At 72.1% G+C, this 26,389-nt stretch carries 27 protein-coding genes; 13 read left to right on the top strand and 14 right to left on the bottom strand.

Annotation, left to right across the window (positions count from 1 at the left end; genetic code table 11):
• Window positions 1–104: 104 nt before the first annotated feature.
• Complete coding sequence (locus SM611_RS18270; protein WP_371950831.1) at window positions 105–1,280, bottom strand: 8-amino-7-oxononanoate synthase; 1,176 nt, start codon at window positions 1,278–1,280, stop codon at window positions 105–107.
• A 76-nt stretch (window positions 1,281–1,356) separates the two neighbouring features.
• On the opposite strand from SM611_RS18270, the gene SM611_RS18275 reads away from it, so the two are divergent.
• Window positions 1,357–3,024, top strand: a complete 1,668-nt coding sequence (locus SM611_RS18275; protein ID WP_371950833.1) for a GAF domain-containing sensor histidine kinase — start codon at window positions 1,357–1,359, stop codon at window positions 3,022–3,024.
• Window positions 3,025–3,154: 130 nt separating this feature from the next.
• Here the strand turns inward: SM611_RS18275 and SM611_RS18280 are convergent, their stop codons facing one another.
• A complete protein-coding gene (locus tag SM611_RS18280) occupies window positions 3,155–3,415 on the bottom strand; it encodes a WhiB family transcriptional regulator (protein WP_371950834.1) in 261 nt (86 codons plus the stop codon).
• A 326-nt stretch (window positions 3,416–3,741) separates the two neighbouring features.
• Window positions 3,742–4,683 (bottom strand): diacylglycerol/lipid kinase family protein, encoded by a 942-nt coding sequence (locus SM611_RS18285; protein WP_371950835.1) that lies wholly within the window; start codon window positions 4,681–4,683, stop codon window positions 3,742–3,744.
• Between the two features lie 52 nt (window positions 4,684–4,735).
• On the opposite strand from SM611_RS18285, the gene SM611_RS18290 reads away from it, so the two are divergent.
• Window positions 4,736–5,269, top strand: a complete 534-nt coding sequence (locus SM611_RS18290) for a hypothetical protein (protein ID WP_371950836.1) — start codon at window positions 4,736–4,738, stop codon at window positions 5,267–5,269.
• Window positions 5,270–5,413: 144 nt separating this feature from the next.
• On the opposite strand, the gene SM611_RS18295 is transcribed toward SM611_RS18290, so the two are convergent.
• A complete protein-coding gene (locus tag SM611_RS18295) occupies window positions 5,414–6,172 on the bottom strand; it encodes an RNA polymerase sigma factor SigF (protein WP_371951039.1) in 759 nt (252 codons plus the stop codon).
• A gap of 65 nt (window positions 6,173–6,237) precedes the next feature.
• Window positions 6,238–6,666 carry an ATP-binding protein gene (locus SM611_RS18300; RefSeq protein ID WP_371938890.1) on the bottom strand — a complete coding sequence of 143 codons (429 nt, stop codon included), beginning with the start codon at window positions 6,664–6,666 and terminating at the stop codon, window positions 6,238–6,240.
• 197 nt (window positions 6,667–6,863) lie between these two features.
• Between SM611_RS18300 and SM611_RS18305 the strand changes: the two genes are divergently transcribed.
• Window positions 6,864–7,334, top strand: coding sequence for a GNAT family N-acetyltransferase (locus SM611_RS18305; protein ID WP_371950837.1), 471 nt, complete (start codon window positions 6,864–6,866; stop codon window positions 7,332–7,334).
• Window positions 7,335–7,500: 166 nt separating this feature from the next.
• Here SM611_RS18305 and sodN read toward each other — a convergent pair whose 3' ends face one another.
• Window positions 7,501–7,902, bottom strand: coding sequence for a superoxide dismutase, Ni (gene sodN, locus SM611_RS18310; protein WP_371950838.1), 402 nt, complete (start codon window positions 7,900–7,902; stop codon window positions 7,501–7,503).
• Window positions 7,903–8,086: 184 nt separating this feature from the next.
• Here sodN and sodX point away from each other — a divergent pair, with 184 nt between their 5' ends.
• The 6 genes from sodX to SM611_RS18340 all read left to right on the top strand — a co-directional run bounded on the left by sodX (window position 8,087) and on the right by SM611_RS18340 (window position 12,887).
• Window positions 8,087–8,500, top strand: coding sequence for a nickel-type superoxide dismutase maturation protease (gene sodX, locus SM611_RS18315; protein ID WP_371950839.1), 414 nt, complete (start codon window positions 8,087–8,089; stop codon window positions 8,498–8,500).
• A 51-nt stretch (window positions 8,501–8,551) separates the two neighbouring features.
• A complete protein-coding gene (locus tag SM611_RS18320) occupies window positions 8,552–9,454 on the top strand; it encodes an ABC transporter ATP-binding protein (RefSeq protein ID WP_371950840.1) in 903 nt (300 codons plus the stop codon).
• Window positions 9,451–10,470, top strand: a complete 1,020-nt coding sequence (locus SM611_RS18325) for an ABC-2 membrane transporter-related protein (protein ID WP_371950841.1) — start codon at window positions 9,451–9,453, stop codon at window positions 10,468–10,470. The genes SM611_RS18320 and SM611_RS18325 overlap by 4 nt, the downstream gene beginning before the upstream one ends.
• A gap of 76 nt (window positions 10,471–10,546) precedes the next feature.
• Window positions 10,547–11,044, top strand: coding sequence for a hypothetical protein (locus SM611_RS18330; protein WP_371950842.1), 498 nt, complete (start codon window positions 10,547–10,549; stop codon window positions 11,042–11,044).
• 23 nt (window positions 11,045–11,067) lie between these two features.
• A complete protein-coding gene (locus SM611_RS18335; protein WP_371950843.1) occupies window positions 11,068–12,234 on the top strand; it encodes a sensor histidine kinase in 1,167 nt (388 codons plus the stop codon).
• A complete protein-coding gene (locus tag SM611_RS18340; protein WP_371950845.1) occupies window positions 12,231–12,887 on the top strand; it encodes a response regulator in 657 nt (218 codons plus the stop codon). Before SM611_RS18335 ends, SM611_RS18340 begins: the two co-directional genes overlap by 4 nt.
• Window positions 12,888–12,890: 3 nt before the next feature.
• On the opposite strand, the gene SM611_RS18345 is transcribed toward SM611_RS18340, so the two are convergent.
• Complete coding sequence (locus tag SM611_RS18345; protein ID WP_371950847.1) at window positions 12,891–13,454, bottom strand: CGNR zinc finger domain-containing protein; 564 nt, start codon at window positions 13,452–13,454, stop codon at window positions 12,891–12,893.
• A 176-nt stretch (window positions 13,455–13,630) separates the two neighbouring features.
• Window positions 13,631–14,821: an NAD(P)-dependent malic enzyme gene (locus tag SM611_RS18350; protein ID WP_371950849.1), complete on the bottom strand. Its 1,191-nt coding sequence runs from the start codon at window positions 14,819–14,821 to the stop codon at window positions 13,631–13,633.
• A gap of 328 nt (window positions 14,822–15,149) precedes the next feature.
• Between SM611_RS18350 and SM611_RS18355 the strand changes: the two genes are divergently transcribed.
• The 4 genes from SM611_RS18355 to SM611_RS18370 all read left to right on the top strand — a co-directional run bounded on the left by SM611_RS18355 (window position 15,150) and on the right by SM611_RS18370 (window position 18,952).
• Window positions 15,150–16,058, top strand: a complete 909-nt coding sequence (locus SM611_RS18355) for an ABC transporter substrate-binding protein (protein WP_371950851.1) — start codon at window positions 15,150–15,152, stop codon at window positions 16,056–16,058.
• 4 nt (window positions 16,059–16,062) lie between these two features.
• The gene (locus SM611_RS18360; RefSeq protein WP_371950852.1) at window positions 16,063–16,977 is read left to right on the top strand and encodes an amino acid ABC transporter permease; all 915 of its coding nucleotides are present in this window, start codon (window positions 16,063–16,065) and stop codon (window positions 16,975–16,977) included.
• A 77-nt stretch (window positions 16,978–17,054) separates the two neighbouring features.
• On the top strand, window positions 17,055–17,807 hold the full coding sequence (locus SM611_RS18365; RefSeq protein ID WP_371951041.1) for an amino acid ABC transporter ATP-binding protein: 753 nt from the start codon (window positions 17,055–17,057) through the stop codon (window positions 17,805–17,807).
• 176 nt (window positions 17,808–17,983) lie between these two features.
• A complete protein-coding gene (locus tag SM611_RS18370) occupies window positions 17,984–18,952 on the top strand; it encodes a zinc-binding dehydrogenase (protein ID WP_371950853.1) in 969 nt (322 codons plus the stop codon).
• A gap of 30 nt (window positions 18,953–18,982) precedes the next feature.
• Here SM611_RS18370 and SM611_RS18375 read toward each other — a convergent pair whose 3' ends face one another.
• The 6 genes from SM611_RS18375 to SM611_RS18400 form a co-directional block, all read right to left on the bottom strand.
• Complete coding sequence (locus SM611_RS18375; RefSeq protein WP_371950854.1) at window positions 18,983–19,705, bottom strand: PadR family transcriptional regulator; 723 nt, start codon at window positions 19,703–19,705, stop codon at window positions 18,983–18,985.
• A gap of 3 nt (window positions 19,706–19,708) precedes the next feature.
• Window positions 19,709–20,533 carry a DUF4097 family beta strand repeat-containing protein gene (locus tag SM611_RS18380; RefSeq protein ID WP_371950856.1) on the bottom strand — a complete coding sequence of 275 codons (825 nt, stop codon included), beginning with the start codon at window positions 20,531–20,533 and terminating at the stop codon, window positions 19,709–19,711.
• Between the two features lie 95 nt (window positions 20,534–20,628).
• Window positions 20,629–20,805, bottom strand: coding sequence for a DUF6104 family protein (locus SM611_RS18385; RefSeq protein ID WP_371950857.1), 177 nt, complete (start codon window positions 20,803–20,805; stop codon window positions 20,629–20,631).
• A gap of 97 nt (window positions 20,806–20,902) precedes the next feature.
• A complete protein-coding gene (locus SM611_RS18390) occupies window positions 20,903–24,619 on the bottom strand; it encodes a multifunctional oxoglutarate decarboxylase/oxoglutarate dehydrogenase thiamine pyrophosphate-binding subunit/dihydrolipoyllysine-residue succinyltransferase subunit (RefSeq protein WP_371950859.1) in 3,717 nt (1,238 codons plus the stop codon).
• A gap of 84 nt (window positions 24,620–24,703) precedes the next feature.
• Window positions 24,704–25,375: an AIM24 family protein gene (locus tag SM611_RS18395; protein WP_371950860.1), complete on the bottom strand. Its 672-nt coding sequence runs from the start codon at window positions 25,373–25,375 to the stop codon at window positions 24,704–24,706.
• 62 nt (window positions 25,376–25,437) lie between these two features.
• Window positions 25,438–26,349, bottom strand: a complete 912-nt coding sequence (locus tag SM611_RS18400) for a glutathione S-transferase family protein (protein WP_371950861.1) — start codon at window positions 26,347–26,349, stop codon at window positions 25,438–25,440.
• Window positions 26,350–26,389 lie beyond the last annotated feature (40 nt).

Consider the following 26,389-nt stretch of genomic DNA (forward strand, 5'->3'; position numbering starts at 1 on the left):
GCGAGGCACGGTCGAACCCGTGCTCGTATCCGCCCCCGTGCCGGGGCCCGCCCCTGACCTCCGTCACGGCATCTCCTCACGTTCATCATCGGTTTCCCCCGATGTTATGCGTGCAGACTACGGCCGGTAGAGCACGCCGCCTCCGCCAGGGCCTCCCGGAGGCGTGTGAGGTCGGCCTCGTCCAGTGTGGCGCGAGCGGTGAGCCGCAGGCAGGCGCGGCCCTTCGGGACGGACGGCGGGCGGAAGCACCCGACGCGGAGCCCGTGCTCAGCGCAGATCTCGGCGGCCCGCAGCGCGGCGTGCGGCTCGCCGAGGAAGACGGGGACGACGGCGGCGGCGGGGACGGCCGTCTCCAGGCCGGAACCGGCCGCGAGGTTTGCGATCCGCAGGGCCCGGTCGCGCGCGCGAGCGGGCAGCCCGGGATCGGATTCCAGCACGTCGAGGGCGGCGAGGGCGGCGCCGGCCGCGGGCGGGTTCAGGCCGGTGTCGAAGATGAACGACCGGCCGGTGTCGACCAGCGTCTCGATCACCTCGGGGGCCCCGAGGACCGCGCCGCCCTGGGACGCGAGCGACTTCGACAGCGTGAGCGTGAGGATCACGTCGGGTTCGCCCGCGAGCCCGGCGGCGTGCGCGGCGCCCCGGCCCCGGTCGCCGACGACGCCGAGCGCGTGCGCCTCGTCGATCACGAGCAGCGCGCCGTGCGCCCGGACGGCGGCGTGCAGCGCGGCCAGCGGCGCGAGGTCGCCGTCCACGGAGAACACGGCGTCGGTCACGACGAGGGCGTGCTCCTCCTCGCGGCCCGCGAGGGCCCGCTCGACGGCGGCGGCGTCCCGGTGCGGGACGATCACGACGCGGGACCGCGACAGCCGGCACGCGTCCACGATCGAGGCGTGGTTGACCTGGTCGGACACGACGAGCGTGCCCGGCCCGGAGAGCGCGGTCACGGCGCCGAGGTTGGCGAGGAAGCCGGAGGAGAACACCAGCCCGGCGGCGCTGCCGGTGAACGCGGCGAGCCGCCGGTCCAGCTCGGCGTGCAGCCCGGTCGTCCCGGTGACCAGGCGCGAGCCGGTGGAGCCGGTGCCCCAGGCGCGGGCCGCCGCGCAGGCCGCCTCGACCAGCCGCGGGTCCCCGGCGAGCCCGAGGTAGTCGTTGGACGCGAGGTCGGTGAGCCCGCCGGGACCGGCGGGCGGGCGGGGGCGCAGCGTCCGGCGCAGCCCGGCCCCGGCGCGCCGGGCCGCCGCGTCCCGGAGCCGGGCGAGGGGGTCTCGTCCTGCGGTCATGCGGGGAATCCTGCCAGGTGGCGCGCGGGCCGGGGGAACCGCCCGGGCACCGGAGGCCATGGGCGATGATGGTCGCGTGCCTACCTTGACCGATCTGGTCCGTGATCACACCGATCTCACCGAGACCGACCTGGAATGGCTGCACGCGCTCGTGTCGGACTGGCAGCTGCTCGCCGACCTGTCGTTCGCCGACCTGCTGCTGTGGGTGCCGCTCCGGTCGGCGGACGCGCTGCCCGCCGAGGCGGCCCCGCGCGGAGGGCGCGCGCAGCGGGGCGCCCTGGACACCGGCGCCGCCGTCCCCGGCTGGGTGGCGATCGCGCAGATGCGCCCGACGACGGGCCCCACCGCCTACCCCGAGGACCTCGTCGGCAAGGTCGTCCGGACGGGGCGGCGCGGGCTGATCGACGTGGCGTGGCGGGAGCGCCGGATCGTCCGGGAGGGCGACCCCGAGTGGGGCAGCGGCATCCCCGTCCGGGAGGAGTCCATCCCGGTGCGGCGCGGCGCCAAGATCCTCGGGGTGATCCAGCGCAGCACGAACCTCAGCTCGGCGCGCACCCCGTCCCGGCTGGAGCTGACCTACCTGCAGAGCGCCAGCGACCTCGCCACGATGATCGCCGAGGGCCGGTTCCCGGTGCCGGGCGAGGAGCCGAACATGGTCCGCTCGCCGCGCGTCGGCGACGGGCTGATGCGCCTGGACCGCTCCGGCAAGGTCAACTACGCCAGCCCGAACGCGCAGTCGGCCTACCGGCGGCTCGGCTTCCCCGCGGACCTGGTCGGCGAGGCGCTCGGCCAGATCACCGCCGACCTGTGCGACACCGGCGAGCCGATGGAGGAGGCGCTCAGCGTCGTGCTGTCCGGCCGGGCGCCGCGCGAGGTCGAGGTCGAGTCACGCGGGTCGATCATGCAGCTGCGCACGATCCCGCTGGTCGTCGGCGGCACCCGGATCGGCGCCATCGTGCTGTGCCGGGACGTCACCGAGCTGCGCTGGCGGGACCGGGAGCTGATGACCAAGGACGCCACCATCCGGGAGATCCACCACCGGGTGAAGAACAACCTGCAGACGGTCGCGGCGCTGCTGCGGCTGCAGGCGCGGCGGCTGCGGATCCCGGAGGGCCGGGCCGCGCTGGACGAGGCGGTCCGGCGCGTCGGGTCCATAGCGATCGTGCACGAGACGCTGTCGCACACCCCGGACGAGCTGATCGACTTCGACGACATCGCGGACCGCGTGATCACGATGGCGGGGGAGGTGTCGACGCCGGAGACCAAGGTCGTCCCGAAGCGGACCGGAAGCTTCGGCGTCCTGCCCGCCGAGGTCGCGACGCCGCTGGCGATGGCGCTCACCGAGCTGCTGCAGAACGCCCTGGAGCACGGCCTCGCCAACCGGTTCGGGACGCTGGAGGTCATCGCGCACCGCTACGGCGAGGGGGAGGAGCACCGGGAGCCGCACGGTGTGGCGGTCTGGGGCGAGTGGCCGGCGCCGGGGGCGAACGAGCCGCGCGCGCCGCACGAGGAGGAGGCGTCCGGTGAGGCGCCGGGGCGCCGGCTGGTGACGGTCGTCGCGGACGACGGCATCGGCCTGCCCGCGGACTTCGACGTCGAGAGCACCACGAGCCTCGGGCTCCAGATCGTCCGCACGCTGATCGTGGGGGAGCTGGGCGGCCGGCTGGACTTCCGGCCCCGTCCCGGCGGGGGCACCGAGGTGGTGGTCGACGTCCCGCTGGACCACCACCACCGCAGGTTCTGACGGCACGGGTTCGGACGGCACGGGTTGGACTGCGCGGGTCCAGACGACCGCGGCGCCACGTGCTCTCCTGCCGGGGCTGGGAGGCGGTGGCGCCGCGAGGGTCGGACGGGGCGGGGCGGAGGGGGAAGGGTCAGAACGCCGCGTTGGCGCGGGTCCGCGCGCGGGAGGCGCGGCGCTTGAGGGCGCGGCGCTCGTCCTCGCCCATGGCGCCCCAGACGCCCGAGTCCTGGCCGGACTCCAGCGCCCAGCGCAGGCAGGCGTCGCTCACGTCGCAACGCCGGCAGACCTGCTTGGCCTCTTCGATCTGCAGGATCGCGGGCCCGGTGTTGCCGATCGGGAAGAACAGCTCGGGGTCCACGTCACGGCAGGCTGCGCGGTGGCGCCAGTCCATGCGGTCCACTCCTTCGTCAGGTGGTGGAGAAGTAGCTCCACGCTCTTGTGAACGGTTTCACATGTCGCGAACGTCCGGAAGGCCGGGGCCAGGTCCAGGGGCGAATGTTCGACGGCGCCGCGAGCAGGGGACCGGCGGCGTTGGGGTCCCCGTCCAGCGGGCGCACTTTGAGCGTGTCAGGGCGGCGCGGCGCGACGCAAGACCTTTGAGAAAGGATTCTCAAAGTATGGGTGTCGCATGTGTCACACCCGTGGGACGAGCATGTTACTTGGCTCTCACCTGGCTCTCCGTGCGCTTCGAATGCCCCGCGCAATCGGCGCGCGCCCTCAAATGACGATGCGTATCGCCTTCGGAACAGACCGGAAGGTCACGCTCCGCTGTTCCCCGAGGTAGTCGCCGTCCAGCTGGAACGCCACCGGGCGGTCCGCCTCCAGGGTGACCTCGGCCGCATCGTGGACGTTCACCACGTGCCGTCCCTGCAGCGGACGGGACCGGGTGGTCAGCATCTGAGCCAGCGCGCCCACCGTCGGGCCGAGCTCCAGCGACCGCATCCCGAACACGTCCAGGCCGCGCCCGAAGTTCGCCTTCGGACTCGGATTCACCGGCAGCCGGCCCATGAAAGTCCACGGCGACGTATTGGAGACGATGGCGAGGAACAGGCCCGATTTCGGCGGCCGTCCCGGCTGCCGCAAAGTGAGCGCGGGACGCCGCCGATCGGTGCCGGAGAAGAAATGCCGGACGGCCGTCCGCACATAGAGCGACGGGTCCGCGCGGATCCCCGCGGCGCGCCGACGCTCCACCTCCCGGACGACCTCGGCGTCCAGCCCGACGCCCGCGCAGAACGTGAAGTACCGCTCCGCGCCGTCCGGCAGGGACGCCGTCCCGAGGCCGACCGTCCGGTGCCGGCCCGCCCGCATCGCCTCCAGCACCGCCGTCGTCGCGCCGATCGGGTCGTCCGGCAGGCCGAGGGCGCGGGCGAAGACGTTCGCGCTCCCGCACGGCAGCACCGCCAGCGCCGGGACGTCGGGGGACGGGCCGTCCGCGAGCAGACCGTTGACGGCCTCGTTCACCGTGCCGTCGCCGCCGAGGGCGATCACGGCGTCGTAGCCGTCGCAGGCGGCCTGCCGGGCCAGTTCGGTCGCGTGGCCGCGGTGGCCGGTCTCGGCGAGCACGAGGTCGATGTCGCCGGTGAAGGCCCGCATGAGGATGTCGCGGGCCCGCCGGGAGGTGGAGGTCGCCTTGGGGTTGGCGATGAGCATGGCGCGCACGTGCGCCAGGGTATGGGACGGACGGGTAAAGAGGACGAGTAGGGTTCGAGGTGTGACCAAGCGTCCCACCACCGTGCAGGCCGCCGCTGCCCTGGAGGGCGTCGAGGGCCTCACCGCCGTCGCATTCGGCGTCTACACCGGAGTGGAGACGGCCGTCGGCGCCGCCGTCGACCCCGCCAGCGCGATCGGGGTCACCGTCCTCGCCCTCGGCGGCGGCATCGGCATGCTCGCCTGCGCCCGGGGCCTGCTGCGCGCCGACCAGTGGAGCCGCGCCCCCACGGTGCTCACCCAGCTGTTCGCGCTGCCGGTCGCCTGGTCGCTGTGGCAGAGCGACCAGCCGGCCCTCGCGGCCCCGCTGGGCGTGGTCGCCGTCCTCGCGCTGATCTTCGTGCTCAGCCCGCCGAGCACCGCCTGGCTGATCGAGGACCACGACGACGCCGGCGACGAGACCCGCGATGACCGCGGCGAAAAGCCGGGGAAGGCGCCGCGGCGGGACGCCGATCCCGTGTCGGCCGCGCCGCCAGAGCCGCGCTCCCTGGGGCGGCGCCTCATGGACCGCCTCAAGGAACAGCCCACGAAGAACTGACCCGCACCACCCCTCTGACCGGCACGACGGCCTGACCCACAGGACGGCCTGACCGGCACGAGACGGCCTGGCCCGCACATGGCGAGGGGCCCCGGGAAACGAATCCCGGGGCCCCTCGCCATATGCGCGATATGCGCGCGATCGCTATTCGTCGGCGGTCAGGCCCTCGCGGAGCTGCGCCAGCGTGCGGGCGAGCAGCCGGGACACGTGCATCTGGGAGATGCCGAGCTCGGCCGCGATCTGCGACTGCGTCATGTTCCCGAAGAACCGCAGCAGCAGGATCTTCTTCTCGCGCGCGGGGAGCTTCTCCAGCAGCGGCTTGAGGGACTCGCGGTACTCCACGCCCTCCAGCGACTCGTCCACCATGCCGAGCGAGTCGGCCACCGCGGGGGCGTCCTCGTCGCCGGAGTCGGGGGCGTCCAGGGACACGGTGGAGTAGGCGTTCGCCGACTCCAGGCCCTCCAGCACCTCCTCCTCGCTCATCTGCAGGTGCGCGGCCAGCTCGCTGACCGTGGGCGCGCGGCCCTCGCGCTGGGCGAGGTCGCTGATCGCCTTGGTCAGCGACAGCTTCAGCTCCTGCAGCCGGCGCGGCACGCGCACGGCCCAGCCCTTGTCGCGGAAGTGCCGCTTGATCTCGCCGACGATCGTGGGCGTGGCGTAGGTGGAGAACTCCACGCCGCGTTCCAGGTCGAACCGGTCGATCGACTTGATCAGGCCGATGGTGGCGACCTGGATCAGGTCGTCCAGCCACTCGCCGCGGTTGCGGAAACGGCGCGCGAGGTACTCGACCAGCGGCAGGTGCAGCTCCACGAGCTGGTCGCGGATGCGCTGGCGCTCCGGGTCGCCCTCGGGAAGCCCGGCGAGGCGCTCGAACAGCGCGCGCGCCCGCGCCCGGTCGGGCACGCCGGACTCCGACCGCTCGCTGGTCGCGGCGACCGTCGCGGTCTCCTCCGTCGTCGTCTTCTCCGTCACGGGGCCCCCGCCGCACCGCGCCGCTTCTGCAGCGTCACGGTGACCCGGTCGTCGGAGCCCACCTCGGCGTCGACCTCGCCCGCCAGGGACGACAGGACCGTCCAGGCGAAGGTGTCGCGGCTGGGCTCCTCGCCGTCCACGGTGAGAACCGACACGGAGATGCGCATGGCGTCCCCGGTCAGCTCGAACTCGCACGTCAGGTCGGTCCCGGGCAGGGCCTGGGCGAGCAGCATCGCGCACGCCTCGTCGACGGCGATGCGCAGGTCCTCTATTTCGTCCAGCGTGAAGTCCAGCCGGGCCGCGAGTCCCGCGGTGGCGGTCCGCAGCACGGACAGGTAGGCGCTCGCGGCCGGCAGCTTCACCGTCACCACGTCGCGGACGGACAACTTCGTACTGGCCGGCATTGCAGCGGTTTCCTCGGTCACGTCACTCCCTCGCAGGATGGTCCCGCTGCTTCGAAACTACCGCCTGCGAGCCCCTGCCGGAGACTTCGGCGCGCGTGGCTTTCTTACGAAGGCAGGGCCGACCTGAGCGGACGCGTTCGAAACCTCGCACGCGGGAGGCGTGAGTCACGGTGGACGCCCAGCCGCCCCACCGGCGCCGCTCGAATAACCTTCCATCTGTGATTCGTTACGCGACCCCCGACGACGTCCCGGCCGTCCTGCGGCTGATCCGCGAGCTGGCGCACTACGAGCGCGCCCTCCACGAGGTGAAGGCCACCGAGGAGCAGCTCCACGCCGGCCTCTTCGGCGACGACCCCAAGGTCTTCGCCCACGTCGCCGAGCACGACGGCGAGGTCGTCGGGTTCTCCCTGTGGTTCCTCACGTTCTCCACCTGGAACGGCACCCACGGGATCTACCTGGAGGACCTGTTCGTCGATCCGGGCGTCCGCGGCCACGGCTACGGGAAGGCCCTGCTCACCGAACTGGCCCGCATCGCCGACGAGCGGGGCTACGGCCGCGTCGAGTGGGCCGTCCTCAACTGGAACGAGCCCGCGATCGGCTTCTACGAATCCCTCGGCGCCCGCCCCCAGGACGAGTGGACGGTCTACCGCCTGACCGGCGACACCCTCACCAAGGCCGCCCGCTCCTGACGGTGAGCGCCGAAGCCCTTGCACGATGCTCCCCCGCGCATGCGGGGATGGTCCGATCGCCGAGAGCGACAGGATCTCGCGGGATGCGCTCCTCCCGCGCACGCGGGTTGATCCGGACATGGCAGAGGCCCGGCCAGCCGCAGGCCGGGCCTCGATGTCCGCCGGGTCAGCCCTGCTTGGTCTCCCAGAAGATCTTGTCGATCTCCGAGATCTTGCCCAGCAGGTCCTCGGCGGCCTTGACGTCCATGCTCCCCTTGGTGCCGGCGGCGCCGGCGAGCTTGGTGGCCTCGTTGAACAGCTGGTGCAGCTGCGGGTACTTCTCGAAGTGCGGCGGCTTGAAGTAGTCGGTCCACAGCACCCAGAGGTGCTCCTTGACCAGCTGCGAGCGCTGCTCCTTGATCAGGATCGCCCGGGCGCGGAACTCCGGGTCCTCGTTGGCGGCGTACTTCTCGCAGATCGCCTTGACCGACTCGGCTTCGATCCGGGCCTGCGCCGGGTCGTAGACGCCGCACGGCAGGTCGCAGTGCGCGGACACCGTGGTCTTCGGGCGCAGAAGCTTGAGCAACACCTGCGAATCCCTTCCCTCGTTGCGGATCATGCTCAGGTCACCGACATTACCCTTGTGTCCCCGGACGCGTCCGGCCAGGGCGCTCGGTATTTCGGCCTAAGACCCGGACCTCGCACGGCCCGGAACCCTTCCAGCGAGTTCATGACCGCCGCCCGCCGAAGTATGCGGACGCACGAGGAGGAGCATGCGGATCCGGACGGCGGCGCTCTACGGCCTCTGCGGCCTCGGGGGCGCGGCGGTGCTCGCGCTGGCGGGCGCCCGGCGGCTGCGGACGGTGGAGGTCACCGGCGACTCGATGCTCCCGGGCCTGCGCCCGGGGGACTGGCTCCTCGTCCGCGCCGGCGCCCGTCCCGCGCCAGGCGCCCTCGTCGTCGCCGAGCACCCGGAGCGCCCCGGCCTCCTCATCGTCAAGCGCGCCGCGCGCCGCGCCGGGGACGGCTGGTGGCTGGAGAGCGACAACCAGCGCGCCCCCGGCCGCCGCGACAGCTGGGACTTCGGCGCCGTGCCGGACGCCCTCCTGGTCGGACGCGTCCTGGCCCGCTACCGGCCCCTCCCGCCGCGGCGAACCGGCCGAAAGTACGACCGCCGCCGGCATTGATCGTGCTTTGGGCCGGTGCCCCGGGGCGCCGCCGTTCCCGACGATGCTGGCATGCCACATGAAGATCCGGTCCCGGTGCTGCACGCCGAGGGACTGACGAAGAGATACGGGCGCCGGGAGGCGCTGAGCGGAGTCGACTTGCGCGTCCCCGCCGGCCGCGTCGTGGGCCTGGTGGGGCCGAACGGCGCCGGCAAGTCGACGCTGCTGAACCTGGCCTGCGGGCTGCTGCAGCCGACCTCGGGCTCGCTGCGCGTCCTCGGCTCCAGGCCGGCGGCGAGCGCCGCGCACCTGGCCCGGGTCGGGTTCGTCGCGCAGAACACCCCGGTGTACCCGTCGTTCAGCGTCGCCGACCACCTGCGCCTGGGCGCGCGCCTCAACCCGTCCTGGGACCGGGGGATGGCCGAGCGGCGCATCGCGCAGGTCGGGCTGAACCCGGCCCAGAAGGCGGGACGGCTGTCCGGCGGCCAGCGCGCGCAGCTGGCGCTGACGATCGCCGCCGCCAAGCGTCCCGAACTGCTGATCTTCGACGAGCCGGCCGCCGCGCTGGACCCCCTGGCCCGCCAGGGGTTCCTGGCGAACCTGATGGAGTTCGTCGCGGAGCTCGGCGCCGCCGCCGTGCTGTCGTCGCACCTGCTCGGGGACATCGAGCAGGTCTGCGACCACCTCATCGTGCTGTGCGACGCGCGGGTCCAGGTCGCGGGCGACGTCCGGGAGCTGCTGGCCGTCCACCACCGCCTCACCGTCCCGCACGGCGATCTCGGCCGGCTGCCCGCGGGCATCGAGGTCGTCCGGGCCGAACGCGGCGGCGCGATCGTGCGGACCGGCCTCGCGGCCTCGCAGATCCCGTTCCGGGCCGAGCCCGTCACGCTCGAAGAGCTGGTGCTCGCGTACATGTCGCGGGCGAACGCGCCCGGCGCCCCGGTCGGCGCCGCGGCCGGGGAGGGCGCACGATGATCTGGCTGAACTGGCGGCAGTTCCGCGTCCAGGCGATCGCCGCCGCCGTCGGGCTCGCGCTGTTCGCCGGCTACCTGCTGTACCTGGGCATGGACATCCGGGACGCCCACGACGCCTACCGGTCCCGGTGCGCGGGCACCACCGGCTGCGCGCAGGCCGCGGCCGAGTTCCAGGGGACCTACCGGAACACGCTGCTGTTCCTGGCCGCCGGGCTCGGGCTGGTCCCCGTCGTCATCGGCGTGTTCTGGGGCGCGCCGCTGATCGCCCGGGAACTGGAGCTCGGCACCCACCGGCTGGTGTGGAACCAGAGCGTGACCCGCCGCCGCTGGCTGCTCGCCAGGACGGCGTTCGCCGGCCTGGCCGCGATGGTCGTGGCGGGCCTGGCCGCCCTGGCGCTCACCTGGGCGGCGTCCCCGTACGACCGGGTCGCGTCCGACCGGTTCGGCACCATCGAGTTCGGCGCCCGCAACATCGTCCCGATCGGCTACGCCTTCCTCGCCTTCACCCTCGGCACCGTCATCGGCCTGTTCCTGAGGCGGACGCTGCCCGCGATGGCCGTCACCGGCGCCGTCTTCCTCGTCGTCCAGTTCGCGGTGCCGAACCTGGTGCGGCCGCACCTCATGCCGTCCGAGAGGGCGACCCTGCCGATGACCGCGCAGGCCATCAACCAGGCCAGGAACCTGGGCAGCATCACCGGCGCCCCCGTCATCGGCGGCCTGCAAGTACCCGGCGCCCCCGACGCGTGGATCAGCGACACCAGCCCGCTGCGCACCGCCGACGGGCGGACGCTCGACGGGAAGGCGTTCAACGCGTGCCTGAACAGCCCGCCGAAGACCGGCGCCGACGGCACGTTCGGCGACACCGCGGTGTGCCTGTCCGCGCTCGACCTGCACGTCGACCTGGAGTACCAGCCCAGCGACCGCTACTGGCCGTTCCAGCTGGCGGAGACGGGGCTCTACCTGGCGGCCGGCGCGCTCCTCACCCTCATCGCCCTACGGCGCGTCAGGCGCGCCTGAACCAACCGCGAGGTCACTCATGCCGCTTGCGAACGATCAGGCGAACGATGCCGGCCGGTCCCCGGCGAGACCGGACGTGCTGGTCAACACAGGTCTGGGCGCGGTGTTCGCCCTGGGCGTCGCCCTCACCGCGTACCTGCTCGTCATCAGCTGGGGCGGCGCCTACTGGGCCTGCACCACCGCCGTCTCCGCGGTGACGTGCGGGCTGGCGCTGCTGCGCGGGCGGCGAAGGCCGTGGCCCGCGCTCGCCGGGCTGGCCACGGCGGCCGGCGCCGTCGGGGCGTCCCTGGCGGCGGACCTGCCGCAGGAGCCGTCGCCCATGACGGCGCTGGCCCTCGCCGTGCTCGTCGGTTCCTCGCTCAGGCGGCTGCCGGCGCCGTCGGCGGTGGCCGTCGCCGTGGGCGGCGTCGCGGTGACCGCGTTCGGCTGGGCCGCCGGGCGACCCGGCCCGATGGCCCTGGCCACGATGCTGATGGCCGGCGGGTACGTCGCGGGCGCGCTGCTCCGCGCGGCCGACCTCGCTCGGCGGTCCGGCCCCGCGGGACCGCCGCCGGCCGGCGGGGCGCGGTGGTGATGCGCGTCGGTAATGTGGCCGGCGTGACCGTTCCGGGGAGATGGGTCCGGGGCGTCTCGGCGGCCGGGCTCGCCGCCGTGCTCCTCGCCGCGATCATCGTGCAGGCCGCCGCGATCGCGCAGAGCTGGGGAAGCCGGCACTGGGTGCCGGGCAGCGTCTTCGCGGCGGCGGTGTGCGTCCCGGCGCTGCTCGGGCTGCGCCGCCCGCTCCGGCCGGCGGTCGCGGGGCTCGGCCTCGCGGCGGCGGCCGTCGCGGTCACCGGCCTGGCCGGCGCCGACCTCCCCGCCGAACCCAGCCCGGCCATGATGCTGGGGCTGGCGGTGCTGACCGGATCGGCGCTGCGGACCCTCGCACCGGTGCCGGCCGCCGCCGTCGCGTGCGCCGGGCCGGTGCTGATCGTCGCCGGCCAGCTCGCCGCGGGGCCGCCGGCCGCCGGCCTCGCGGCGGTGACGGCGCTGGACGGCCTGATCTGGCTCGCCGCCGCCGGCGCCGGATCGGCGCTGCGCGTGCTGGACGTCCAGGCGCGCACCGCCGCCGAGCGGGTCCGCCGGGCGGAGCGGCTGGAGCTGGCCCGGGAGCTGCACGACGTCGTGGCCCACCACATCACGGGCATGGTGCTCCAGGCGCAGGGCGCCCAACTGGTCGCGCGGCGGGACCCGGAACGGGTCGGCGAGTACCTCGGCGACCTGGAGGCCGCCGGTACCGAGGCCCTCGCCTCGATGCGGCGGGTCGTCGGGCTGCTCCGCGACGGCGACGGCGACGCCGACGCCCCGGCGCCGACGTCCCCCGGGCCGGAGCGGCTCGGCGCGCTGGTGGAGCGGTTCCGGCGGCAGGGCCCGGAGGTGCGCCTGACCATGCCGGACGGGAGCGGGGACGCCGACTGGCCGCCGGAGGTGACCACCACCGTGTACCGCGTCGCGCAGGAGGCGCTGACGAACGTGCTGCGGCACGCGCCCAGGGCCCGGACCGTCACGGTCACCGTCGAGAGGGGCGCGCGGAGCGTCACCGTCGAGGTCGCCGACGACGCCCCGGCGCCCCCGGCCAGGCATCCTCAGCGCGGCGGGTTCGGCCTGGTCGGCATGCGCGAACGCGTCGAGGCCCTCGGCGGCTCGCTGCGCGCCGGGCCGCGTCCCGGCGCCGGCTGGTCCGTGCGGGCGACCCTGCCCGTCCCCGCCGGGGAGCCCCGATGACCATCTCGGTGCTGCTCGCCGACGACCAGGCCATGGTGCGCCGCGGGCTGCGGCTGATCCTGGAGGACCAGCCCGACATCAGTGTCGTCGGGGAGGCCGCCGACGGGGCGGAGGCGGTCGCGCTGGCGCGCCGGCTGCGCCCGGACGTGTGCCTCGTGGACATCAGGATGCCCCGCCTGGACGGCATCGAGGTGACCCGCGCGCTGGCCGGACCGCGGGTGCCCGACCCGCTGCGGGTCGTCGTGGTCACCACCTTCGACCTGGACGAGTACGTGTACGGGGCGCTGCGGGCCGGCGCGGCGGGCTTCGTCCTCAAGGACGCCGGGCCCGCGCTGCTCGTCGAGGCGGTCCGCGCCGCCCGCAACGGGGAGGCGCTGGTCTCGCCCTCCGTCACCGTCCGGCTGCTGCGGCACCTGGCGGCGGCCTCGGCGCCGCCCCGCCCGACCCGGCCGCCGCCGCTCTCGGAGCGGGAACTCGACGTCGTCCGGGCCCTCGCGCGCGGCCGCACCAACCGGGAGATCGCCGCGGAGCTCTTCATCTCGCTCAGCACCGTCAAGAGCCACCTGTCCGGCATTCAGGCCAAGCTGGGGGTGCGCAACCGCGTCGGCATCGTCACCTGGGCGTGGGAGAACCGGGTCGTCGACACGTCCTAGGCACTACGCGTCGCCGTCGGGGGCGGGGACGGTGACGCGGGGGCTGCTCGGATGGCAGGCGGCGGTCACGCTCGGGCGCCCCGCGCAGCGGTCGGAGCAGTAGCGGCGGGAGCGGTTCGCGGTCGTGTCGAAGAACACGCGCTCGCAGCCGTCCGCGCGGCAGGTGCCGAGCCGGGCGAGGCCCTCGGCGGCGATCCACGCGGCGAGCCCCATCGCCGCCCGCGCCGCGTACCGGTCCGTGACCGAGCCGGCCTCGTTGAAGTGCAGATGCCACTCCTGGCCGTCGTGCCGGGCGATCTTCGGATGGACCGGATGATGGATGAGCATCGTGTTGAGGCGGTCGGCGGCGTCCTCGTCGTCGCCGCGCGCGGCGGCGGCGAAGACGGCGCGCAGCTGCGCGCGCAGTTCGCGCATGGCCTGCAGATCGCGGTGCGCGACCCGCCCCCCGAAATGCGGCCGGTGCACCAGCAGGGCCCGCAGCCCTTCGAGATCACGCAGGTCGTCCTCCCCGGGACGCCGCGTGTTCACGAGATCGATCGCCAAGTCCGCGTACGAGGCGAGATTCACTGTCGCTCCTGACGGGTTCGACCTGAACGGACGAAATTTGCCAGGATCTATTTCCCCCGTTACGAGAATTACACCGGTTCGGGGGAGAGGAAGCGCGCGGAAAACCCGGAATTCGGTCCGCCGTTGGACCGATCGGACGGCCCGCGCCCGATGGGCGGGCCGTCCGGGACGAGCGGTCAGATGCGGTTGACGCCCTCGCGGCGCGCCTGGTCGGCGACCGCGGCGGTGACGGCCGGGGCGACCCGGTCGTCGAACGGGTTCGGGATGATGTAGTCGGCGGTCAGGTCGCCGCCGACGATGTCGGCCAGCGCGTTCGCCGCCGCCAGCTTCATGCCCTCGGTGATCGAGTGCGCCCGGACGTCCAGCGCGCCGCGGAAGATGCCCGGGAACGCCAGCACGTTGTTGATCTGGTTCGGGTAGTCGCTGCGGCCGGTCGCGACGACCTTGGCGTGCCGCCGCGCGACGTCCGGGTGGACCTCGGGGGTCGGGTTGGACAGCGCGAACACGATCGCGTTCTCCGACATCGTGGCGACGCACGACTCGTGCACGGTGCTGCCGGACAGGCCGATGAACACGTCGGCGCCGCGCAGCGCCTCCTCGGTGGAGCCCTTCAGGTGCGACCGGTTGGTGATCGCGGCGATGCGCTCCTTGACCGGGTTCAGGCCGTCGCGGCCCTCGTGGATGAGGCCCTTGCTGTCCGACAGCGCGATGTCGCCGATGCCGCCCTCGATCAGCATCTTGGAGACGGCGATGCCGGACGCGCCGGCGCCCGCGACGACCGCGCGCAGCTCCGACAGCGGCTTGCCGACGAAGCGGGCCGCGTTCTTCAGCGCGGCGAGCGCGACGATCGCGGTGCCGTGCTGGTCGTCGTGGAAGACGGGGATGTCGAGCGCGGCGCGCAGCCGGTCCTCGATCTCGAAGCAGCGGGGGGCGCTGATGTCCTCCAGGTTGATGCCGCCGAAGCTCGGTGCGATCCGGATCACGGTGTCGACGATCTCGTCCACGCCCGTGCAGCTCAGCGCGATCGGCACGGAGTCGACGTCGGCGAACTCCTTGAAGAGGAGGGACTTGCCCTCCATGACCGGCATGGACGCGGCGGGACCGATGTCACCGAGGCCGAGCACGGCGGTGCCGTCGGTGACGACGGCGACGACCTTGGACGTCCAGGTGTAGTCGTAGGCGAGTTCGGGGTTGTCGGCGATCGCGGTGCACACGCGGGCGACGCCCGGCGTGTAGGCCAGCGAAAGATCGTCCTTGTTGCGGACCGGAATGGTCGACCGCATCTCCAGCTTTCCGCCGCGGTGCAGCGGAAACGCCGGATCGTCCTCCAGTGAGGGCGGTTCGGTGGGAATGGGCTCAGCAGCCACAGCGACCCCTGTCAGTGAAAGTTGGCTTTCTTGCGATGCCGCCGCGGTGGTGTCGGCGTGGTGGCCGGTCACCTGGTGGTCATCTCGCGACGTACGGGGGTCACCCGTTGTCCGATTGTGCCACACGGCCCCGGACCGCCCCGGGGGCCGGGGTGGGTGTTGACCGTCACGTGACGCCCGCCACAGACGGGGGCCCGGTAGCCGACCTGGGGCTACCTCGTTGCGTGATTGTTTCGCACCCTTTATCCAGATCAGGGAGGTTGTACGCCAAACTATGCACCTGACCTTCGGATCTCCACGATCCGACGCAACCATCTGGAGGGGGACCATGACCACCGGTTCTCTGCGCCGCCGCCTTGTCGCGGCGAGCGCTCTCGTGCTGACCGGCGCCCTCGCCCTGTCCGCATGCGGCGACAGCGACGACTCTGGCGACTCGGGCGGCGGCGCCTCGAACACGAGCGTGGACAGCAAGCTCGCGGCCATGGTCCCGGACGCGATCAAGAGCGACGGCAAGATCTCGATCGGCACGGACGCGTCCTATCCGCCCAACGAGACCGTCGACCCGGCCACGCAGAAGATCGTCGGCTGGGACGTCGACCTGTTCAACGCGGTCGCGGCCAAGCTCGGCCTGAAGACCGAGTACCACAACGCCGGCTTCGACACGATCATCCCGGGCGTCCAGTCCGGCAAGTACGAGGCCGGCGTCTCGTCCTTCACCGACACGAAGGAGCGCGAGCAGGCCGTCGACTTCGTCACCTACTACTCGGCGGGCACGGCCTGGGCCACGCTCAAGGGCAACCCCAAGGGCGTCAACCCCGACGACGCCTGCGGCAAGAGCATCGGCGTCCAGCAGGGGACCGTCCAGGTCGACGACCTCACGGCGCGCAGCAAGAAGTGCACCGACGCGGGCAAGCCGGCGATCAAGCAGGTCGTCCGCAAGCAGCAGACCGAGGTCAACAACGACCTGGTCGCCGGCAAGGTCGACGCGATGGCGGCCGACTCGCCGATCGTCGGCGGCGCGGCCAAGAAGACCGGCAAGCTGGAGATCATCGGGCAGGTCTACGACACCGCGCCCTACGGCTACACCTTCGGCAAGAACTCCGGCCAGTTCAAGGAGGCGGTGCTGGGCGCGCTGCAGGCGCTCATCGCCGACGGCACCTACAAGAAGATCCTCACCGAGAACGGTGTGGAGAGCGGGGCGATCTCCGACCCCGCGATCAACGCGGCGCAGAGCTGATCGAATGACGGTCGACACCGACGTCGAGAAGGGACGGCCCGAAGCGATCCGGGCCGTCCCGGTCCGTCATCCCGGCCGCTGGGCCGCCGCGGCGGTCGTGCTCGTGCTGATCGCCATGTTCGTCCACTTCCTGTTCACCAGCGACGCACTCGACTGGGCGGAGCAGCGGAAGTTCATCTTCTCGATCGCGGTGCTCAAGGGCGTCCGCAACACGATCCTGCTCACCCTCGCCGCGATGATCGGCGGGGTGCTGCTCGGCACCGTCCTCGCGCTGATGCGGCTGTCGCCCAACCCGCTGCTGCGCGGCTCGTCCTGGTTCTACCTGTGGTTCTTCCGCGGGACGCCGCTGTACACGCAGCTGCTCGTCTGGGGCGCGATCGGCTCGCTGTTCCCGACCGTCGGGATCGGCATCCCGTTCGGGCCGGAGTTCCACACCTGGCAGACGCAGTCGCTGGTCACCGCAATGATCGCCGCGGGGCTCGGGCTCATCCTCAACGAGGCCGCCTACATGGCGGAGATCATCCGGGCCGGGATCCTGTCGGTGGACGAGGGGCAGCAGGAGGCCGCGAGCGCGCTCGGCATGTCCCGGATGCAGACCATGGGCCGGATCGTGCTGCCGCAGGCGATGCGGGTCATCATCCCGCCGACCGGCAACGAGGCGCTCTCCATGATGAAGAACACCTCGCTGGTCGCGGCCATCCCGTTCTCCGAGCTGACGTTCACCGCGCAGACCATCTACGCCAACACCTACAAGATCATCCCCATGCTGGTGATGGCGTGCCTGTGGTACCTGCTGCTGTCCTCGCTGATGATGGTGGGCCAGCACTACCTGGAGCGCCACTTCAGCCGCGGGGTCGGCAGGGGGACCACCTCGCGCGAGCCCCGGATTCGCTTCCGGGGCGGGGGCGGTGGCCAGTGAGCGGAGGTGAGGACATCGTGAGCGACTCCCTCTCCAAGGAGCCCGCGCAGCCGCCCGCGCCCGAGAGCGGCGGCCTGATGGTCAAGGCCGAGAGCGTGCACAAGTCCTTCGGCCGCCTGGAGGTGCTGAAGGGCATCGACCTGGAGGTGCGGCAGGGCGAGGTGATGTGCGTCGTCGGGCCGTCCGGATCGGGCAAGTCGACGTTCCTGCGCTGCATCAACCACCTGGAGAAGATCAACGCGGGACGGCTGTGGGTGAACGGCCACCTGGTCGGCTACCGGCAGCAGGGCGGCAAGCTCTACGAGCTGCGCGACCGGGAGGTGGCCGCGCAGCGCCGCGAGATCGGCATGGTGTTCCAGCGGTTCAACCTCTTCCCCCACAAGACGGCGCTCGACAACGTCATGGGCGCGCCGATGTGGGTGAAGAAGCTCCCGAAGGAGCAGGTCAGGGAGCAGGCCCTCGAACTGCTCGACCGCGTCGGGCTGGCCGAGAAGGCGCAGAGCTACCCGGCTCAGCTGTCCGGCGGGCAGCAGCAGCGGGTGGCGATCGCGCGGGCGCTCGCCATGGAGCCGGCGCTGATGCTGTTCGACGAGCCGACGTCCGCGCTCGACCCGGAACTCGTCGGCGAGGTCCTGGAGACCATGAAGCGGCTCGCCCTCGACGGCATGACCATGGTCGTGGTCACCCACGAGATGGGCTTCGCCCGCGAGGTCGGCGACTCCCTGGTCTTCATGGACGGCGGAGTCGTCGTCGAGGAGGGCACCCCCCGCGAGGTCCTCGCGAACCCGCAGCACCAGCGCACCCGGGACTTCCTCTCCAAGGTCCTGTAGCGGTCGCGGCGAGGCTCGGCGGCCCGCGGAGAACGACACCGCTTCGCGGTCCGCCCGCCTCCCGTGAGGAGCAGCACTCGCATGCGCATGCGCGCAGTGCCGGGGAGCGGCCCGACCGGCCGGAAAGGGCGGGGCCCGCCGGTGGCGCCGGGGCCCGGCAGGGCTAGTGTCGGTCCATGTTCGCTGTCACGGCCACGCAGATCGACGCAGACAATCCGCTGAACGGGCTGACGCTGGGCGAGCGGCCCGATCCCGAGGCACCGGACGGCTGGACGACCGTCACGGTGAAGGCCGCCGCGCTCAACCACCACGACCTGTGGTCGCTGAAGGGCGTCGGCCTGTCCGCGGACAGACTCCCGATGATCCTCGGCTGCGACGCCGCCGGGGTCGACGAGGACGGCAACGAGGTCATCGTCCACTCCGTCATCGGCGACCCGGACCGGGGCGGCGGCGACGAGACGCTCGACCCGAAGCGGTCGCTGCTGTCGGAGGTCCACCAGGGGACGCTCGCGGAGAGGGTCGCGGTGCCGCGCCGCAACCTCGTCCCGAAGCCCGCCGAGCTGTCCTTCGAGGAGGCGGCCTGCCTGCCGACGGCATGGCTCACCGCCTACCGGATGCTGTTCGACAAGGCGGAGCTGCAGCCCGGGTCGTCGGTGCTGGTGCAGGGCGCAGGCGGCGGCGTCGCGACCGCGGCGATCGCGCTCGCGTCGGCCGCCGGGTACCGGGTCTACGCGACCAGCCGGAGCGAGGCCAAGCGCAAGCGGGCCGAGGAGCTCGGCGCGGACGCCGTGTTCGAGACGGGCGCACGGCTGCCCGAGCGGGTCGACGCCGTCATCGAGACCGTCGGGCAGGCGACCTGGTCGCACTCGCTGAAGTCGCTGCGGCCCGGCGGGCGGATCGTGGTGTCCGGCGCCACCAGCGGCCAGGTGCCGCCGGCGGAGCTGAACCGGGTGTTCTTCCTGCAGCTGTCGGTCGTCGGCAGCACCATGGGGACGCGGGCGCAGCTGGAGCGGCTCGCCCGGTTCCTGGTCAAGACGGACACGAAGCCGCTGATCGACCGGACGCTGCCGCTGGGCCGGGCCCGCGAGGGGTTCGCGGCGATGGACGGGGGCGACCTCTTCGGGAAGATCGTCTTCACGCCGTGAGGCGGGGGAGCCGTGACCGGGCCGGCCCGGTCACGGCTTCTTGCGGAAGACCTCGTTCTTCAGGCGTTCGCGGGTCTCGTCCAGGAGGGCCTGCGCGGCGGCGAGGTCGTCGTCGTCCAGGCGGGCCTTGTGGGCCGACTTGCGGACGTCCTCGACGAACTTGCGCAGCAGGCGCTCCAGCTTGAGGCGGGCGACGTCGTCGCGGGTGCCGATCGCCGTCTTCCAGGCGTCGTCCCAGTTCTGCCGCCACTCCTCCTTCCACGCCTGCTTCTGCTCGCGCCAGTACTCCTTCTGGCGCTTCCACTCGTCCTTCTGCCGCTCGGTGGTCTCCTTCCACGCGTCCTTGGACGTGGCCTTGCCCTGGTCGCGCATCGTCCGGGCGGCCTGCGTCAGCTCCTCGCGCAGCGACCGGACGGTCTGCCGGACGTCCTCCTGTACGCCGCGCGCGAACTCCTGCGCCGAGGCGGAGAGCTCCTCCTCAAGGTCGGCGAGCTCGTCCATGCGGCGCTCCAGCTCCTCGCGGCCCTTGTCGGTCAGCGAGTACACCTTCTTGCCCTTGATCACCTCATGCGTGACCAGGCCCTCGGACTCCAGCCGGGCGAGCCGCGGGTAGATCGTGCCGGGGGACGGCGAGTAGACCCCGAGGAACCGGTCCTGCAGCAGCCGGATCACCTCGTAGCCGTGCCGCGGGCTCTCCTCCAGCAGCTTCAGCAGGTACAGCCGCAGCCGCCCGTGACCGAAAACGGGGCTCACGTCTCACTTCTCCATTCGGGGGCCGGTGGTGATCTCCGAGGCGTCGTCGCGGCCGAGGAGGGTGATCGCGCCGGAGACGGTATTGACCGTCAGTCGGCCGCCGCCGTCGCCGAGCTTGCCGGTGACGCTCTGCGCGAGGGTGCGCTCCTGCCGGCCGAGCTCGGGGAACGACGTCTCGATGCGCCCGGCCGCCGAGGTCAGCGAGACCTGCGCGCCGGCGGACTCCGGGACGCGCAGCGCCACCTCGCCGGACACCGTGTTGACGTCGATCCCGCTGTCGGCGCCGAGGTCGAGGTCGGCGGCGATGCGGCCGCTGACCGAGCGTGCCCCCAGCCGGTCGATGGACGCGCCGGCGAGGGACAGGTCGCCGGACACGGACGTGAACGAGACCGTCCCGTCCAGGCCCTGCGCCTCGATCGCGCCGGAGACGGTGTTGGCGTCGATCGCGCCCGCCACCCCGTCCAGCGTCACATCGCCGGACGCGCTCTTGATGGACGTGCGGGTCGTCATGCCGGTCACCACCGCGTCCGCGGAGACGAGGTTCAGCGACACCGGGCAGTCGTGCGGGACGGTCACCGTGATCGCCGCGCGGACCTTGTGGGTGCGCAGCCAGCTCAGCACGCCCTCCCACAGCTTGTCGTGGGTCACGGTCAGCATGCCGGCCTCGTGCGTGACGACCAGCGGCGGGCCCTCGACGTCGCCGACCATGATGGACGGGCGCTCGTCGGAGGCGAGCACCGACACGCTGCCCGCGATGAGCGTGACCCGCAGTGCGACGACGCCGTCGAAGTCCAGGGTGGTCGGTTCCTCGATCGTCCAGCGTGACATCGCGATGCCCTTCGTCCGGCTCTTCCGACAGTAAACACGATATGTCGCGTCCTGCGAAAGTCAAGACATGTCGCGTCTGCGGCTCATGTCACCGCTCAGTCGTCCTCGTCGTCCAGCCGGGCGAGCCAGGTGGCGAGGCGGTCGACGGGCGTCTCGAACTCGGGGTTCAGGTCGACGAACTCGCGCAGCCGCTCGGCCAGCCACGTCAGGCTGACCTCCTCCGCGCCCCGCCGGTCCGTCAGCTCCTCGATGCCCCGGTCGGTGAAGTACATGAGCAGGTGTCTACTTTCTCGATCTCGCCGTCGGGACGCCGAGGGCCCCGGCGCGTCGCACCGGAGCCCTCGGGTCTCGTGGATCCTTCCGCCCGGCCTACTTCCGCTCGCCGAACAGTCTCGCGAGCAGGGCCTCCTGCTCCGCCTGGTGCAGCTTCGCCGAACCCACCGCGGGCGACGACGACGCCGGGCGCGACACCCGGGACAGCCTCAGGCCCTCGATGTGGTGCGGCAGCTTCAGCGCCATGAACGGCCAGGCGCCCATGTTGGCGGGCTCGTCCTGCACGAACACGACCTCGGCCCCGGCCGGGTACTTGGCCAGCTCGGCCTTGATCTCGTCCACCGGCGGCGGGTACAGCCGCTCGACCCGGACGATCGCGGTGTCGTTCGCGCCCGCCGCCTGCCGGGCCTTCAGCACGTCGTAGTAGATCTTGCCGGTGGTGAGCAGCACCCGCCGCACGCCCGCCGGGTCGACCGCCGGGTCGCTCTCCGGGATGACCGGCTGGAAGGCGCCGCCCGTGACCTCCTGGACCGGCGACGTGGCCGCCTTCAGCCGCAGCAGCGACTTCGGCGTGAACACGACCAGCGGCTTGTGCCGGCCCGACAGCACCTGCCAGCGCAGCAGGTGGAAGTAGTTCGCCGGGGTCGTCGGGTAGACGACGGTCATGTTGTCCTGCGCGCACAGCTGCAGGTACCGCTCGATCCGCGCGGACGAGTGGTCGGGCCCCTGGCCCTCGTAGCCGTGCGGCAGCAGCAGCACGACGCCCGAGTGCTGGCCCCACTTCTGCTCGCCGGACGAGATGTACTCGTCCACCACCGACTGGGCGCCGTTGGCGAAGTCGCCGAACTGGGCCTCCCAGCAGACCAGCGCGTCGGGCCGCGTCATCGAGTAGCCGTACTCGAAGCCCATCGCCGCGTACTCGCTGAGCAGCGAGTCGTGCACGTAGAACTTCGACACGCCCTGCCCGAACTGCTTCAGCGGCGTGTACTCCTCGCCCGTCCGGCGGTCGACGAGCACCGCGTGCCGCTGGCCGAACGTACCGCGCCGGGTGTCCTGGCCGACGAGCCGCACCGGGTGGCCGTCGATCAGCAGCGAGCCCATCGCCAGCAGCTCGCCGGTCGCCCAGTCGATCGCGTCGTCCTCGATCATCTGGGCGCGGCGCTGCAGGATCGGCTGGAGCCGCGGGTGCGGGGTGAACCCCTCCGGCAGGCTGACCTGGGTCTCGATGATCCGCTTGACGGTCTCCTGCGGGATCGCCGACCCGGCCTTGCCGTGGTCGATCGGGATGCGCTCCTCGACGTCCGGCTTCACGACCGAGCCCGGCTCCAGGGGCTTCTTCACGGCCTCGCGGGTCTCGGTGAAGGCCCGCTCCAGCTGCTCCTGGTAGTCGCGGAGCGCCTGCTCGGCCTCCTCGACCGTGATGTCGCCGCGGCCGATCAGCGCCTCGGTGTACAGCTTGCGCACCGACCGCTTGGCGTCGATCAGGTCGTACATCAGCGGCTGGGTGAACGACGGGTTCTCGCCCTCGTTGTGGCCCCGGCGCCGGTAGCAGACCATGTCGACGACGACGTCCTTCTTGAACGTCTGCCGGTACTCGAACGCCAGCCGCGCCACCCGGGCGCACGCCTCCGGGTCGTCGCCGTTCACGTGGAAGATCGGCGCCTGGATCATCCGGGCCACGTCGGTCGCGTACACGCTGGACCGCGAGTACTCGGGGGCCGTCGTGAAGCCGACCTGGTTGTTGATGATGACGTGCACGGTGCCGCCGGTGCGGTAGCCGCGCAGCTGCGACAGGTTCAGCGTCTCGGCGACCACGCCCTGCCCGGCGAACGCGGCGTCGCCGTGGATCAGGATCGGCAGCACGGTGAAGCCGGCCTCGCCGACGTCCAGGACGTCCTGCTTGGCGCGGACGACGCCCTCCAGCACCGGGTCGACCGTCTCCAGGTGGGACGGGTTCGCGACCAGCTCGGTGTGGATCTTGGAGCCGTCGCTCGCGACGAAGTCGCCGGAGGCGCCCAGGTGGTACTTCACGTCGCCGGAGCCCTGCGCGCTGCGCGGGTCGAGGTTGCCCTCGAACTCGCCGAAGATCTGCCCGTAGGACTTGCCGACGATGTTGGCGAGGACGTTCAGCCGGCCGCGGTGCGCCATGCCGATGACGACCTCGTCCAGGCTCTCCTTCGCCGCGGCCGAGATCACCGAGTCGAGCAGCGGGATGACGGACTCGCCGCCCTCCAGCGAGAACCGCTTCTGCCCGACGAACTTCGTCTGCAGGAACGTCTCGAACGCCTCGGCGCTGTTGAGGCGGCGCAGCACGTGCAGCTGCTCCTCGCGCGACGGCTTGTCGTGCGGGACCTCGACGCGCTCCTGGATCCAGGCGCGCTCCTCCGGGTCCTGGATGTGCATGTACTCGATGCCGACCGTGCGGCAGTACGCCATCCGGAGCACGCCGAGGATGTCGCGCAGCTTCATCGTCGGCTTGCCGCCGAACCCGCCGGTCGCGAACTCGCGCTCCAGGTCCCACAGGGTGAGGCCGTGCTTGAGGATGTCGAGGTCGGGGTGGCGGCGCTGCTTGTACTCGAGGGGGTCGGTGTCGGCCATCAGGTGGCCGCGGACCCGGTAGGCGTGGATCAGCTCGTGGACGCGGGCGACCTTGGCGACGTCGTCGTCGTGGGTGGCGGAGATGTCCTTGACCCAGCGCACCGGCTCGTACGGGATGCGCAGCGCCTCGAAGATCTCGTCGTAGAAGCCGTCCTCGCCGAGCAGCAGCTGGTGGATGCGGCGCAGGAAGTCGCCGGACTGCGCGCCCTGGATGATCCGGTGGTCGTAGGTGGAGGTCAGCGTCATGACCTTGCTGATCCCCATGCGCGACAGCGTGTCGCTGGACGCGCCCGCGAACTCCGCCGGGTACTCCATCGAGCCCACGCCGATGATCGTGCCCTGGCCGGGCATCAGCCGCGGCACCGAGTGGACCGTCCCGATCGTGCCCGGGTTGGTCAGGCTGATCGTGGTGCCCTGGAAGTCCTCCAGGGTGAGCTTGCCGCCGCGGGCCTTGCGGACGATCTCCTCGTAGGCGGCCCAGAACTGGCGGAAGTCCAGCGTCTCGGCGGCCTTGATGCTCGGCACGACGAGCTGCCGGGAGCCGTCGCTCTTCTGCAGGTCGATCGCCAGCCCGAAGTTCACGTGCTCGGGGCGGATCAGCACCGGCTTGCCGTCGACCTCGGTGAACGCGGCGTTCATCTCCGGCATCGCGGCGAGCGCCCGGACGATCGCGTACCCGATCAGGTGCGTGAACGAGACCTTGCCGCCGCGCCCGCGCTTCAGGTGGTTGTTGATGACGATGCGGTTGTCGACCAGCAGCTTCGCCGGGACGGCCCGCACGCTCGTCGCCGTCGGCACGGCGAGGCTGGCCTCCATGTTGGTGGCCGTCCGGGCGGCGACGCCGCGCAGCCGGACCTCCTCGGCGCCCGCCGGCACCGGCGGCGGAGCCGGCTTCTCCGCCGCCTTCGGGGCCTGCTTCGCCGCGGGCCGCGGGGGGGCCTGCGGCGGCGCCACCGGCCGCTGCGCTGTCGGCGGAGCGGCCGCGGTGCCGTTCGCGGCCGGGGCCGCGCTCTCGGTGGCCGCCTGGGGGGACGCGGGGGTCACGGCCGACGGCCGGCTGTCCGGCTGGTAGTCCGCGAAGAAGTTCCACCAGGCTTCGTCAACGGAGTTCGGGTCTTCGAGGTACTTCTGGTACAGCTCGTCGACCAGCCACTCGTTGGCGCCGAAATCTGTGATCTTTGGGTCGGCACTAGTTTGCGACGACTCTGTCGACACGGCGGAGATCGCCCTCTTCCGCAGCTCGCAGGTGAGTTCTGAGACGCACCCCAGGCTACTGTAGTGAAGGCGCGACCGCGTGCCTCAGTGCGTGTGAGGGGCGACCGTGGGGCCCTCGCTGGCCTGGATGAGGACGAAGCCCTGGCCCTGGTACGCCAGCTGCATCGCCTCGCCGCTGCCGCGGCCGATGAGGGCGGACGCCTTGAAGGTGCGGTTGACGCCGACCTGGAGGCTGGTGCTCCACGCCACGGCGGACTGGCCGTCCGCGAACGTGGGGGCGCGGCCGCAGTCGAGCATGACGGGCGTGCCGTGCGTGGTGAGCGCGACCCAGCCGGTGCCCTGGAGCGTGGTGTTGAACAGGCCGCCCGCGGCGATGCCCGCGCCCTGCACGCGCTGGATGTCGGACTGCAGGTGCGAGTCGTAGGCGAGGATGTTCTTGCCGTTGACGGTGATGCCCTCGTTCTCCAGGTAGAAGAGGTGGATGTCGTCGGCGTCGTTGGCGACGAACAGCAGCCCCTGGCCCTTGACGCGCATCAGCGGGACGCCCTCGCCGGTCAGGGCCTTCTTCATGAACTTGCCGAGGCCGCCCGCGCCCTCGTAGTCGAACTCCATCTGGCCCTGGAACGCGACCATGGAGCCCTGCCGGGCCAGGACGTCCCCGTTCAGATGGACCCGGAGCATCTTGGAGTTCTGGAGGGCGAAGTGGCCGGGAAGCTGCTGGCCCTGGTCGAGGTTGCCGAAGAACTGGCTGCGCATGGTCGGGTCATGCCTTTCGTGCGGAATGGTGGAGATCCGCCAGCATAACGAGGGGACGGGGGTCAGCGGTCGCGACCGTGCGGAGCGGTCCAGTCCATGAGGGGGCCCTTCGGGACGATGCCCGTCGGGTTGATGTGCGGGTGCGTCATGTAGTAGTGCCGCTTGATGTGGTCGAAGTTCGTCGTCTCGCCGAAGGCCGGGATCGAGTACAGGTCGCGGGCGTAGGCCCACAGGTTCTCGTAGTCGACCAGGCGCCGCAGGTTGCACTTGAAGTGCCCGTGGTAGGCCGCGTCGAAGCGGGCCAGGGTGGGGTACAGGCGGACGTCGGCCTCGGTGACGTCATCGCCGAGCAGGTAGCGGCGGGCGGCGAGGCGCTCCTCCAGCCGGTCGAGGGTGTCGAACAGGGCGTCGAACGCCTGCTCGTAGGCGTCCTGGGAGGTGGCGAACCCGCACTTGTAGACGCCGTTGTTGACGGTCCTGTAGACGAGGTCGTTCAGCTCGTCGATCTCGGGGCGGAGCGCCTCGGGGTACAGGTCGGGCGCGCCCGGCCGGTGGTGGGCGGTGAACTCCGTCTCGAACATCGTGGTGATGTTCGGGAAGTCGTTGGTGACCAGGCGTCCGGTCTCGGTGTCCCAGATGGAGGGGACGGTGTAGCGGCCCTGGAAGGACGGGTCGGTGGCGAGGTACAGCTCGGAGAGGAACTCGGCGCCGGTGACGGGGTCGCGCTCGGGGAACCGCCAGCCGCGCTCGTCGCGGATCGGGTCGACGACCGCGACGCCGATCGCGTCCTCCAGGCCGAGGAGGCGCCGGACGATCAGGGTGCGGTGCGCCCACGGGCACGCGTAGGAGACGAACAGCCGGTACCGGCCGGCCTCGGCGGGGTAGCCGGACGAGCCGTCCGCGGTGATCCGGTCGGTGAACCGGTTGGCCTGCCGCACGAACCGGCCGCCCTCGACCTCCTGAAGAATGCCCACCCGTGCCTCCCGACGCCGCCCGATGCCCTCGCCTCGTCCC

This window comes from Actinomadura monticuli (assembly GCF_041463655.1).
Taxonomy (GTDB): Bacteria; Actinomycetota; Actinomycetes; order Streptosporangiales; family Streptosporangiaceae; genus Spirillospora; species Spirillospora monticuli.